Source organism: Pseudomonas sp. NFACC43 (genome assembly GCF_900119645.1).
Classification (GTDB): domain Bacteria; phylum Pseudomonadota; class Gammaproteobacteria; order Pseudomonadales; family Pseudomonadaceae; genus Aquipseudomonas.
Genome location: NZ_FPKK01000001.1, coordinates 348,972 through 361,192, shown reverse-complemented (window position 1 = coordinate 361,192; position 12,221 = coordinate 348,972). Strand labels below are relative to the sequence as shown.

8 protein-coding genes are annotated in these 12,221 nt (G+C 62.7%); 4 read left to right on the top strand and 4 right to left on the bottom strand.

Going from position 1 to position 12,221, the window contains the following annotated elements; genetic code table 11:
* Positions 1 to 54: 54 nt before the first annotated feature.
* Positions 55 to 1,467, bottom strand: coding sequence for a cytochrome c oxidase accessory protein CcoG (gene ccoG / locus BT179_RS01500; RefSeq protein WP_072394225.1), 1,413 nt, complete (start codon positions 1,465 to 1,467; stop codon positions 55 to 57).
* Between the two features lie 217 nt (positions 1,468 to 1,684).
* On the bottom strand, positions 1,685 to 1,918 hold the full coding sequence (locus BT179_RS01495) for a DUF3203 family protein (protein ID WP_053154459.1): 234 nt from the start codon (positions 1,916 to 1,918) through the stop codon (positions 1,685 to 1,687).
* Positions 1,919 to 2,051: 133 nt separating this feature from the next.
* On the opposite strand from BT179_RS01495, the gene BT179_RS01490 reads away from it, so the two are divergent.
* Positions 2,052 to 2,558, top strand: a complete 507-nt coding sequence (locus tag BT179_RS01490; protein WP_072430424.1) for an MgtC/SapB family protein — start codon at positions 2,052 to 2,054, stop codon at positions 2,556 to 2,558.
* Positions 2,559 to 2,668: 110 nt separating this feature from the next.
* On the opposite strand, the gene BT179_RS26680 is transcribed toward BT179_RS01490, so the two are convergent.
* Positions 2,669 to 2,833, bottom strand: a complete 165-nt coding sequence (locus BT179_RS26680; protein ID WP_165887612.1) for a hypothetical protein — start codon at positions 2,831 to 2,833, stop codon at positions 2,669 to 2,671.
* Positions 2,834 to 3,023: 190 nt separating this feature from the next.
* Here BT179_RS26680 and BT179_RS01485 point away from each other — a divergent pair, with 190 nt between their 5' ends.
* The 3 genes from BT179_RS01485 (at position 3,024) to glgB (ending at position 10,731) form a co-directional block, all read left to right on the top strand.
* Positions 3,024 to 5,021 carry an alpha-1,4-glucan--maltose-1-phosphate maltosyltransferase gene (locus BT179_RS01485; protein WP_072430425.1) on the top strand — a complete coding sequence of 666 codons (1,998 nt, stop codon included), beginning with the start codon at positions 3,024 to 3,026 and terminating at the stop codon, positions 5,019 to 5,021.
* Positions 5,022 to 5,134: 113 nt separating this feature from the next.
* The gene (gene treS, locus BT179_RS01480; protein ID WP_072430426.1) at positions 5,135 to 8,479 is read left to right on the top strand and encodes a maltose alpha-D-glucosyltransferase; all 3,345 of its coding nucleotides are present in this window, start codon (positions 5,135 to 5,137) and stop codon (positions 8,477 to 8,479) included.
* A gap of 11 nt (positions 8,480 to 8,490) precedes the next feature.
* The gene (gene glgB, locus BT179_RS01475) at positions 8,491 to 10,731 is read left to right on the top strand and encodes a 1,4-alpha-glucan branching protein GlgB (RefSeq protein WP_072430427.1); all 2,241 of its coding nucleotides are present in this window, start codon (positions 8,491 to 8,493) and stop codon (positions 10,729 to 10,731) included.
* Positions 10,732 to 10,866: 135 nt separating this feature from the next.
* Here glgB and gudD read toward each other — a convergent pair whose 3' ends face one another.
* Complete coding sequence (gene gudD, locus BT179_RS01470; protein ID WP_072394236.1) at positions 10,867 to 12,210, bottom strand: glucarate dehydratase; 1,344 nt, start codon at positions 12,208 to 12,210, stop codon at positions 10,867 to 10,869.
* Positions 12,211 to 12,221: the final 11 nt, after the last annotated feature.

The following is a 12,221-nucleotide window of genomic DNA, read 5'->3' as shown; positions in this document are numbered from 1 at the left end:
ATGGATGATCGGCGTTTCAGTCTCGTGTCCACACGCGTGCGGCATCTTAATGCTTCAGCGGTTCATCGGCGCGACAAAACGGCTCTTGGCCACACTGTGGATGCCGGGGTCGTCGCTATCGGTCACCTTGAAGGTCATGTCCTGGGAGCCGCTGCGGGGCCTTTCGCTGAGCATCGCCACCGACACCGGTACGTCGACGATCTCCCCCGGCGCCAGGCTCAGTTGCGTCTTGCCCTGCAGGACGAAGCCGTCGCCGTCCACCAGGGACAGGTGGTAATCCTGGCGCTGCTGGGTCTTGTTGATGATCTTCAGGCTATAGATGTTTTCGATCAGGCCCTGGCTGTTTTCCCGGAACAGGCCACGGTCCTTGCTCACATCCAGGGAGACCATGGGCCGCTGCACCAGCGCGATCGTCAGCGCCGCGATCATCACCAGCAGCACGGCGGTATAGCCGACCAGCCGAGGCCGCAGCAGATGCGTCTTGCCCCCTTGCAACTGATGCTCGGAGGTGTATTTGATCAGGCCGCGGGCGTATCCCATCCTGTCCATGATCGAGTCGCAGGCGTCAATGCACGCCGCGCAACCGATGCATTCCATTTGCAGGCCGTCGCGGATGTCGATGCCGGTGGGGCAGACCTGCACGCACATCTGGCAATCGATGCAATCCCCCAGGCCGATATTGGCCGGCTTCACGTCGCGCTTGCGCGGGCCGCGGATCTCGCCACGGGCCGAGTCGTAGGAAATGGTCAGCGTGTCCTTGTCGAACATCACGCTCTGGAACCGTGCATAAGGGCACATGTGCATGCACACGGCTTCGCGCAACCAGCCCGCGTTGAGGTAGGTGGCCCCGGTGAAGAAGAGCACCCAGAACAGGCTGACGCCGGCTATCTGCAGGGTGAGCAACTCTTCGGCCAGCGGCCGGATCGGTGTGAAGTAGCCGACGAAGGTCAGGCCGGTGAGCAGGCTGATGCCCAGCCACAGTGTGTGCTTGGCCGAGCGACGCAGCAGTTTGTTCAGGCTCCAGGGCGCCGCCTGCAGTTTGATGCGCTGGTTGCGATCACCTTCGGTGATCTTCTCGCACCACATGAAGATCCAGGTCCAGGAGCTTTGCGGACAGGTGTAGCCGCACCACACCCGCCCGGCGAACACGGTGATCGCGAACAGGCCGAAGGCGGCGATGATCAACAGCGCCGACAGCAGGATGAAATCCTGCGGCCAGAACGTCGCGCCGAATATGTGGAATTTGCTTTCCGACAGGTCCCAGAGCACCGCCTGGCGGCCGCCCCAGTTCAACCATACGGTGCCGAAGAACAGCAGGAACAGAAACCCGGCGCCGCTCATGCGCAAGGTGCGGAACAAACCGGTGAAGCTGCGGGTGTGGATCAGGTTATCGGTGCTCCGGGCCTTTATCTTGCCTGGAGTGGGGTCGAAGGTCTGTATCAACTGGACGGGGATTCGGTCGCTCATGGTCGGTCGCTCATCAGCCGTTATCTGGCCGGGGCACTATGACCACGAAACTGTTTGCATAACAGGCTCAGGTATTTCGATTAAAACCGGATCAGATGGCCTGTAGCCCAGGCCCTGCGACACTTTGATGCACCCTGGTTGATCTGCTCGAGGCTGCCATCCTGTTTGCGCCTGCCACCCGGGTGCCAGGGAAGAAGGGCAGCCCCGCAGGGGGGGCTCAAATGGCCGAACCGCTGTCGGTGGCCTTGAGATTGCGGCGCCCATCGTTCGCTCCGGCTACCGTCAATGCGTCGACTTCGGCCTCGGTGAGGTAGATCCGTTTGCCGTTGAGGTCCACGGCGGACATGGCTTTATCGGCGTCGGTAATGATCGTCAGCTCGCTGGCGGAACACTCCAGCGTGCCGTCGGCTGTCTGGAATTCGCAGATGCCGTCAGTGATGTTCATAGTCATGGTGTCACTCCTTCACGTTGATAAGCGTTAGGCGTCGCCGGCAAGGCAGGGTTCGTTGCGTCGGATCAGCGGTCGGGCGCACCTCTGGCGTCGTTTGCGGTCCATCGTTCATGGACTGAAAGAGGAGGCACCTATGGAAACCTGGTGGCATCAGGTCTGGATCACTATGCAGTCGGAATTCGCCGATTTCGGCGACACACAACAGATGACCCGGGTCACCGTGCGCCTGGTGATGGCCGCGCTGCTGGGCGGCATCCTGGGGTTCGAGCGAGAACACAAGGGCAAGGCCGCAGGCGTGCGCACCCATATGCTCGTTGCCCTGGGGGCTGCGCTGTTCGTACTGGTACCGCAGATGTCCGGTTCCCAGGCCGATGCGATGAGCCGGGTGATACAGGGCGTGGTGGCGGGCATCGGTTTTCTCGGCGCCGGCACTATCCTGAAAAACAATGAAGGCGACGAAGGCCAGGTAAAGGGCCTGACCACGGCCGCCGGCTTGTGGATGACTGCGGCCATCGGCGTGGCGGCGGGCCTGGGCAAGGAAGGAACGGCGGTATTGAGCACGGTGCTGGCACTGGCGATCTTCAGCGTGATGCCGGTGATTGTCCGGGCCCTGGAAAAGGAGCGGGACGACAAACCCTGATTTCATCGCCATCTTGCACACAACTGCTGGCGACGTGGCCTGCCAGCCGACCTTGACGGTGGCTGACAGTCCGTTGCCGCTAACGCCCCATGATGCTTATAAATGACGCCTCAAACCCGCTCCGGCGAATTCTCGTTCGGCGGGTCGCCCACGGGCGGCTGCGGGTCGAGGGGCGGGTCCTTTTCCGGTATGGGCTCCGGGTCGGGGCCAGGCGGTGGCAAAGTGGGGTCGTCGATGTTCGGATCAGGTGTTTCGGCCGGGATGGGAATATTCATCGGGACGGGTCTCCGTGAGGCACATGGCTTGAGTCGTGCTTATCCTTGTTGACCATCCGGGACCAGGTTCGATCCCCCCAGTGTCCCGGGTAAATCTCGCTGAACTTTTGGTCGCCGGCCCGGTTCGGAGGTTAAGTGAGTTTTTTATCGTCACAAGCACGTCCATGGGGCGTAAAAGGAGCGATGCTCGATGACTGCTGAACACTCGACTGACTTGGCGTACAACCCGCACTTGCCACTATCCCACGCCTTGTTGCTGCCACGTATCGCCATTGAGAACACCATGCCGGTGATCGACGGTGGGCAATTCGCCGCCAAGGTCGTCGCCGGGCGGGATGTGACCGTGACCAGCAAGGTCTTCGCCGACGGTCATGACAAGCTGGCCGTGCGGATCCGCTGGCGGGCGCTGGAGGATGAGGTCTGGAACAGCGAGGTCATGACCGACCTTGGCAACAACAGCTGGCGAGGCCAGTTCAACGTACCCGAACAGGGCCGTTACGTGTTCTGTATCGAGGCCTGGTTCGATCAGTTCGCCAGCTTCCGTTATGAACTGGAGAAGAAGTACGGCGCTGGGGTACCCATCAGCCTCGAATTGCAGGAAGGGCGCAACCAGGTGCAACTGGCCGCCGAGCGTAGCGACGGCGAATTGAGCGAGGAGTTGGCAGCGTTGCACCATGAGCTTTCGGGCCTGTTGCCCGAGGAGCAGGTGGCGCTGTTTCTCGCACCACGCAGTGCCGATCTCATGTCCTTGGCCGATCATCGACCCTACCTGAGCATCAGTCCCGAGTACCCGCTGGACGTAGAACGCAAAGAAGCCGAGTTCGCCAGCTGGTATGAGCTGTTTCCCCGCTCGATAACAGACGATCCCAGCCGCCACGGCACCTTCAATGACGTGCATTCACGCCTGCCGATGATCCGGGACATGGGCTTCGATGTGCTGTATTTCCCGCCGATCCATCCCATTGGCCGCAGTTTCCGCAAAGGCCCCAACAACTCCCTGACTGCCGGCCCCGATGACCCGGGCAGCCCGTATGCCATCGGCAGCGAGGACGGCGGGCACGAGGCGATCCATCCACAACTGGGTACCCGGGAAGACTTCCGCCGCCTGGTGGAAGCCGCCGCCGACCATGGCCTGGAAATCGCCCTGGATTTCGCCATCCAGTGCTCCCAGGACCATCCCTGGCTCAAGCAGCATCCGGGCTGGTTCAGCTGGCGGCCGGACGGCACGATCAAATACGCGGAAAACCCGCCGAAAAAATACCAGGACATTGTCAACGTCGACTTCTACGCGGCGGACGCCATTCCCAGCCTGTGGCTGGAGCTGCGGGACATCGTGGTGGGCTGGGTCAAGGAAGGCGTGAAGATGTTCCGTGTCGACAACCCCCACACCAAGCCGTTGCCGTTCTGGCAGTGGCTGATCGCCGATGTGCGGGCGCAGTACCCTGAAGTGATTTTCCTCGCCGAAGCCTTCACTACGCCGGCGATGATGGCGCGGCTGGGCAAGGTCGGTTATTCCCAGAGCTATACGTACTTCACCTGGCGCAATACCAAGGCCGAGCTGGCGACCTATTTCACGGAGCTCAATCAGTCGCCGTGGCGCGAGTGCTACCGACCGAACTTCTTCGTCAACACCCCGGACATCAATCCGGCGTTTCTCCATGAGTCGGGCCGTGCGGGGTTCCTGATCCGCGCAGCCCTGGCCACCATGGGATCGGGCCTGTGGGGCATGTACTCCGGCTTTGAGCTGTGCGAGTCGGCGCCGGTACCGGGCAAGGAGGAATACCTCGATTCGGAGAAGTACGAAATCCGCCCTCGGGATTTCACCGCCCCCGGCAACATCATCGCCGAGATCGCCCAGCTCAACCGTATCCGTCGCCAGAACCCGGCGCTGCATACGCACCTGGGCCTGACGATCTACAACGCCTGGAACGACAACATCCTGTATTTCGGCAAGCGCACACCCGATGGCAGCAATTTCATCCTGGTGGCGGTGAGCCTGGATCCCCATAACCCCCAGGAAGCCAGCTTCGAACTGCCGCTCTGGGAGATGGGGTTGCCGGACGACGCCCAGACCCAGGGCGAGGATTTGATGAATGGACACCGCTGGACCTGGTACGGCAAATACCAGTTCATGCGCATCGACCCGGCCTACCAGCCGTTCGGGATCTGGCGGATCAGCGCGGCGTAAGGCTGTGCAACGAGAGATGCCAGCGGGGGCCTTTGTGGGGAGGGGATTTATCCCCTCGCCACACACGAGCCCTTGTGCCCCAACGGCCTTATTGAATTCATCAGGAGTTGCAAATGGCGAAAAAACCGCGGTCCGCCACGTTCATCAAGGATCCGCTCTGGTACAAGGATGCGGTGATCTACCAGGTCCACGTCAAATCGTATTTCGATTCCAACAACGACGGCATCGGCGACTTCCCCGGGTTGATCGAGAAGCTCGACTACATTGCCGACCTGGGCGTCAATACCATCTGGTTGCTGCCATTCTATCCCTCGCCCCGGCGCGACGACGGCTATGACATCGCCGAGTACCGGGGCGTCAGCCCTGACTACGGCACCATGGGCGACGCGCGGCGCTTCATTGCCGAAGCCCACAAGCGCAACCTGAGGGTCATCACCGAGCTGGTCATCAACCACACCTCGGACCAGCATCCCTGGTTCCAGCGCGCCCGCAAGGCCAAGAAAGGTTCGAAGGCACGGGACTTCTACGTCTGGTCCGATGACGACCACAAGTATGACGGCACGCGGATCATTTTCCTCGATACCGAAAAATCCAACTGGACCTGGGATCCGGTGGCGGGCCAATACTTCTGGCACCGCTTCTATTCCCACCAGCCGGACCTCAATTTCGACAACCCGCAGGTCATCAAGGCCGTGCTGTCGGTGATGCGCTACTGGCTGGACATGGGCATCGACGGCCTGCGCCTGGACGCGATTCCCTATCTGATCGAGCGCGACGGCACCAATAACGAGAACCTGCCCGAGACCCATGACGTCCTCAAGTTGATCCGCGCCGAAATCGACGCCAACTATCCGGACCGCATGTTGCTTGCCGAAGCCAACCAGTGGCCGGAAGACACCCAGCTGTATTTCGGCGATGTCGACGCCCAAGGCCTCAACGGCGACGAATGCCACATGGCATTCCACTTCCCGCTGATGCCGCGCATGTACATGGCGCTGGCCCAGGAAGACCGTTTCCCCATCACCGACATCCTGCGCCAGACCCCGGAGATCCCCACCAATTGCCAATGGGCGATCTTCCTGCGCAACCACGATGAGCTGACCCTGGAGATGGTCACCGACAAGGAACGCGACTACCTGTGGAATTACTACGCGGCCGACCGTCGGGCGCGTATCAACCTGGGGATCCGCCGACGCCTGGCGCCGTTGATGGAGCGCGATCGCCGCCGCGTGGAGCTGCTCAACAGCCTGTTGCTGTCCATGCCGGGCACGCCGACCCTGTACTACGGCGACGAGATCGGCATGGGCGATAACATCTATCTGGGGGACCGCGATGGCGTGCGCACGCCGATGCAGTGGTCCATCGACCGCAATGGCGGTTTCTCCCGGGCCGACCCCGCCAGCCTGGTACTGCCGCCCATCATGGATCCGCTGTACGGCTATCAGTCGGTCAACGTCGAGACTCAGGCCGGCGACCCGCACTCGCTGCTCAACTGGACCCGGCGGATGCTGGCGGTGCGCAAGCAGTCCAAGGCGTTTGGCCGTGGCACCTTGAAGATGCTGTCGCCGAGCAATCGCCGGATCCTGGCCTATACCCGCGAATACACTGGCCCGGACGGCAAGCATGAAATCATCCTGTGCGTGGCCAACGTGTCCCGCAGCGCCCAGGCCGCCGAGCTGGATCTTTCGGCCTATGCCGGCATGGTTCCGGTGGAGATGCTGGGGGGCAACGCCTTCCCGCCCATCGGCCAGTTGAATTTCCTGCTGACCCTGGCGCCGTACGGCTTCTACTGGTTTGCCCTGGCGGCGGAAAACCAGATGCCGAGCTGGCATGTCGAACCGGCCCAGAGCCTGCCGGATTTCACCACCCTGGTGCTGAAAAAACGCCTGGAAGAGTTGCTCGAAGCCCCCTCGCGCACCACGCTGGAGCAAACCATCCTGCCAAGCTGGCTGCAGAACCGCCGCTGGTTCGCGGGCAAGGACAGCGCCATCGAGAAGGTCGACCTCGTCTACGGGGTGCGCTTCGGCGATCCCCAGCATCCGGTGCTGCTCAGTGAAATCGATGTCACCAGCGCCGGGCAGACCCTGCGCTATCAACTGCCGTTCGGCCTGCTGGCCGAGGATCAGGTCGGCGCGGCCTTGCCGCAGCAACTGGCGCTGTCCCGGGTTCGTCGAGGCCGTCAGGTGGGGTTGATCACCGATGCGTTTACCCTGGAAAGCTTCGTGCGCGCCGTGCTGCACGGCATGCAGGTCGGCACGGTGCTGCCGTGCGGCGAGGGCGAGTTGCGCTTCGAGCCCACCGAGGGCCTGGCGGCATTGAATCTGGGGAGCGAACCGCAAGTGCGGTATCTGTCCGCCGAGCAATCCAACAGTTCAGTGGTGGTGGGCGGCAGCCTGGTGCTCAAGCTGATCCGCAAGGTCGCTTCGGGTATCCATCCGGAACTGGAGATGAGCGCCTACCTGACCGCCGCCGGATTCAGCAACATTTCTCCGTTGCTGGGTTCGGTGATTCGTCGTGATGCCCAGGGCGAGGATGCGCTGCTGATGATTGCCCAGGGTTACCTGAGCAATCAGGGCGACGCCTGGGAGTGGACCCAGAACAACCTCGAACGTGCCCTGCGCGACGAGTTGGCCGATGCGGTTTCCGAGCAGGAGCAGCATTACAACGCCCTGGGTGAGCTGAAGGATTTCGCCGGCATGCTCGGCCAGCGCCTGGGGGAAATGCACAAGGTGCTCGCCCAGGCCACCGACAACCCCGATTTCGCTGCGGTGAAAACCAGCGCCAAGGACGCCCAGGCCATCGGCAAGGACGTGGCCGCCCAGGTGGAAAACGCCCTGCGCCTGCTCAAGCAGAACCAGGACCAATTGAACCCGGCGGACCAGGCCATGGTCGCACGTTTGCTGGAACACCGCAAAACCGTGCTGGCCCATGTGCAGGACCTGGCCGGCAAGGCTGCCGGTGGCCTGCGTATCCGTGTACACGGCGACTTGCACCTGGGGCAGGTGCTGGTGATCAAGGGCGATGCCTACCTGATCGACTTCGAAGGCGAGCCTGCCCGTCCGCTGCCTGAGCGCCGCGGCAAGCACAGCCCGTACAAGGATGTCAGCGGTGTATTGCGTTCCTTCGATTATGCGGCGGCCATGGCGATTCATTTGAACACTGTCGACAGCACGGCCGATGCCGACGCCGCACGGCAACGGGTCGCCGATCGTTATCTGCGTGAGGCCCGCCAGGCATTTGTCCAGGCATATCGACTGGCGGCAGCTAGTCTTGCCCATGAGTGGAAGGATGCTGAAGGCGAAGACGCTGCGCTGGCGTTGTTTGGCCTGGAGAAGGCGGCCTATGAAGTGGCCTATGAAGCCGAGAATCGCCCCGCCTGGCTGCCCGTGCCGTTGCACGGTCTGTACGGGCTCTTGAGGGGGCTGGAACCCTTTTCCGACTTAGCCGGACCGATTTAGTGGAGAGAATCATGAGTGTCTCGAACAAGGATCCACAGGGGCAGGCGAAAGAGTCGCTGCTGCCGCCCCTCCGTGACATCGACGCGCTGGTGCGCGCCGAACACCACGACCCGTTTTCCATCCTCGGCCCCCACGGCGACGGCGCGGGCGGACAGTTCATCCGGGCCTACCTGCCTGGTGCGCTGAGCGTCCAGGTGGTCGCCCGCGATGGCGGCGAAGAACTGGGTGAGTTGCAACAGACCGAAACGCCGGGGCTGTTCGTCGGCCATTTCGACCGCGCCCAGGCGTACCTGCTGCGTACCCGCTGGGCCGGGGGCGAACAGCTGGCCGAAGACCCCTACAGTTTCGGGCCACTACTGGGGGAGATGGACCTCTACCTGTTCGCCGAAGGCAATCATCGCGACCTCAGTTCCTGCCTCGGTGCGCAATTGACCACCGTCGATGGCATCGATGGCGTGCGCTTCGCCGTGTGGGCGCCCAATGCCCGCCGGGTGTCGGTAGTGGGAGATTTCAACGTCTGGGACGGTCGCCGCCATCCGATGCGCATCCGCTACCCGTCGGGCGTATGGGAGCTTTTCATACCCCGCTTGGGGGCCGGTGAAGCCTACAAATACGAAATTCTCGGCGCCCACGGCATCCTGCCCCTCAAGGCCGATCCGGTGGCCCTGGCCAGCCAGATGCCGCCCGACACTGCCTCGAAGGTCGCCGCGCCGTTGAAGATCCAATGGCAGGACGACGAATGGATGCAGCAGCGTCGCGAGCGGCAGCTACCAGCCGCACCATTGTCGATCTACGAGTTGCACGCCGGCTCCTGGCAATGCGAGATCGACGAGGCAGGGGAGGTGTCTCGCCAGTACAACTGGCATGAACTGGCCGAGCGGCTGATCCCCTACGTCAAGGAGATGGGCTTCACCCACATCGAGTTGATGCCGATCATGGAGCACCCGTTCGGTGGCTCCTGGGGTTATCAACCCTTGTCGCAGTTCGCCCCGACGGCGCGCTATGGGTCGCCGGACGATTTCGCCGCGTTCGTCAACGCCTGTCACCAGGCCGGCATCGGGGTGATCCTCGACTGGGTACCGGCGCATTTCCCCACCGATACCCATGGGCTGGCCCAGTTCGATGGCACTGCGCTGTACGAATACGGCAACCCCCTGGAGGGCTTCCACCAGGACTGGGACACCCTGATCTACAACCTGGGGCGTACCGAGGTGCACGGGTTCATGCTGGCCTCGGCCCTGCACTGGCTCAAGCATTTCCATATTGATGGCCTGCGGGTGGATGCGGTGGCCTCGATGCTATATCGCGACTACTCGCGCAAGGCCGGCGAATGGGTGCCCAACCGTCACGGCGGCCGGGAAAACCTCGAAGCCATCGATTTCCTGCGGCATCTCAACGATGTAGTGGCCCTGGAAACGCCCGGCGCCTTGGTCATCGCCGAAGAATCCACCGCGTGGCCCGGTGTCAGCCAGAGCACGCAACAGGGTGGCCTGGGCTTCGCCTACAAGTGGAACATGGGCTGGATGCACGATTCGCTGCACTACATCCAGCAGGATCCGGTGTACCGCGCCCATCACCACAACGAACTGAGCTTCGGCCTGGTGTACGCCTGGTCCGAACGCTTCGTGCTGCCGATCTCTCATGACGAAGTGGTCCACGGCAAACGGTCGCTGATCGACAAGATGCCCGGCGACCGCTGGCAGAAATTCGCCAACCTGCGGGCCTACCTCAGCTTCATGTGGGGCCATCCGGGCAAGAAGCTGCTGTTCATGGGTTGCGAATTCGGCCAGTGGCGCGAGTGGAACCACGACCAGCAACTGGACTGGTACCTGACGCAATACGCCGAGCACCGTGGGGTGCAGAAGCTGGTGAGCGACCTGAACCGCCTTTACCGCGAAGAACCTGCGCTGCATGACCAGGATGACGCGCCCCAAGGGTTCCAGTGGTTGATCGGCGACGATGCGCTGAACAGCGTCTATGCGTGGCTGCGCTGGAGCAAGGAGGGGAGGCCGGTGCTGGTGGTCGCCAACTTCACGCCGGTGCCGCGTGCGAGCTATCGGGTCGGTGTACCGTTCGGAGGGCGCTGGGTGGAACTGCTCAACAGCGACGCCGACACCTATGCCGGCTCCAACTATGGCAACGGCGGCGGAGCCTGCGCCGAGGAAGTACCCAGCCACGGCCAGGCCTTGTCGCTGGAACTCAACCTGCCGCCGCTGGCGGTGTTGATCCTGCGGCCGGAAGGTTTGGCGTAATCCTACGGCCACTGTCAATTCAATGGGGGAGCGAGCCTGCTCGCGATGCGGTAGTTCAGTCAATACTCATGCTGGCTGATTTGGCCTCATCGCGAGCAGGCTCGCTCCCACAGATGCAGTGGTGACGGGGCCTTTTCAGCGCACCAGGCACGGCTGCTTGTTGTTGAACGACCAGCCCGGAATCAGGAACTGCATCGCCACCGAGTCGTCACGTGCGCCCAGGCCCATGCCTTTGTACAGCTCATGGGCCTTGGCCAGTTGGTCGGTGTCCAGCTCGATCCCCAACCCCGGTTTTTGTGGAACCTGCACGCAGCCCCCCTTGATCTGCAGCGGCGCCTTGGTCAGCCGCTGGCCGTCCTGCCAGATCCAGTGCGTGTCGATGGCGGTGATGTCCCCCGGTGCGGCGGCGGCCACGTGGGTGAACATCGCCAGAGAGATGTCGAAGTGGTTGTTGGAATGGGAACCCCAGGTCAGCCCCCACTCATTGCACATCTGTGCCACTCGCACGGAGCCCTGCATGGTCCAGAAGTGCGGGTCGGCCAATGGAATGTCCACCGATTGCAGGCTGATGGCGTGGCCCATTTCCCGCCAGTCGGTGGCGATCATGTTGGTGGCGGTTTTCAGGCCCGTGGCGCGGCGGAACTCAGCCATGACCTCGCGGCCCGAATAGCCATTCTCGGCCCCGCAAGGGTCCTCCGCGTAGGCCAGCACCCGATGCTGGTCACGGCACAGGCGGATGGCTTCCTTGAGTGACCAGGCGCCGTTCGGGTCCAGGGTGATGCGGGCCTGGGGGAAACGCTCGGCCAAGGCCGTCACTGCTTCGATTTCCTCGTCGCCCCGGAGCACGCCGCCCTTGAGCTTGAAGTCCTGGAAGCCGTAGCGCGCATGGGCTGCTTCGGCCAGGCGCACCACGGCGGCGGCATCCAGGGCTTTTTCATGGCGTACCCGGAACCAGTCGTTGTCGGCGTCCGGTTCGCTGCGGTAGGGCAGGTCGGTCTGCTGGCGATCACCAACATAGAACAGATAACCGAGCATCTTCACTTCATCGCGTTGCTGGCCCTGGCCCAGCAAGGCCGCCACCGGCACGTCCAGGTGCTGGCCCAGCAGGTCCAGCAATGCCGCTTCCAGGCCGGTGACCGCATGGATGGTGATGCGCAGGTCGAACGTCTGCAGGCCCCGGCCTGCGGCATCGCGGTCGGCGAATGCCTGGCGGACATTGTTCAGAATCTTCTGGTAGGTCCCGATGGGATTGCCCACCACCAGGGCCCGGGCGTCTTCCAGCGTCTGACGGATGCGCTCGCCGCCAGGTACTTCGCCTACGCCGGTGTGGCCGGCGTTGTCCTTGAGGATGACGATGTTGCGCGTGAAGAACGGCCCGTGGGCGCCGCTGAGGTTCAGCAGCATGCCGTCATGGCCGGCGACGGGCACGACCTGCATGCTGGTGATGATCGGCGCTTTGTTGGCTTCTTGTGGAGTCATGTGCATTTGTC

Excerpts from the sequence above, each read along its gene's own strand:
- ccoG (WP_072394225.1), bottom strand. The coding sequence starts at position 1,467 with ATGAGCGACCGAATCCCCGTCCAGTTGATACAGACCTTCGACCCCACT.
- BT179_RS01495 (WP_053154459.1), bottom strand. The coding sequence starts at position 1,918 with ATGACTATGAACATCACTGACGGCATCTGCGAATTCCAGACAGCCGAC.
- BT179_RS01490 (WP_072430424.1), top strand. The coding sequence starts at position 2,052 with ATGGAAACCTGGTGGCATCAGGTCTGGATCACTATGCAGTCGGAATTC.
- BT179_RS26680 (WP_165887612.1), bottom strand. The coding sequence starts at position 2,833 with ATGAATATTCCCATCCCGGCCGAAACACCTGATCCGAACATCGACGAC.
- BT179_RS01485 (WP_072430425.1), top strand. The coding sequence starts at position 3,024 with ATGACTGCTGAACACTCGACTGACTTGGCGTACAACCCGCACTTGCCA.
- treS (WP_072430426.1), top strand. The coding sequence starts at position 5,135 with ATGGCGAAAAAACCGCGGTCCGCCACGTTCATCAAGGATCCGCTCTGG.
- glgB (WP_072430427.1), top strand. The coding sequence starts at position 8,491 with ATGAGTGTCTCGAACAAGGATCCACAGGGGCAGGCGAAAGAGTCGCTG.
- gudD (WP_072394236.1), bottom strand. The coding sequence starts at position 12,210 with ATGACTCCACAAGAAGCCAACAAAGCGCCGATCATCACCAGCATGCAG.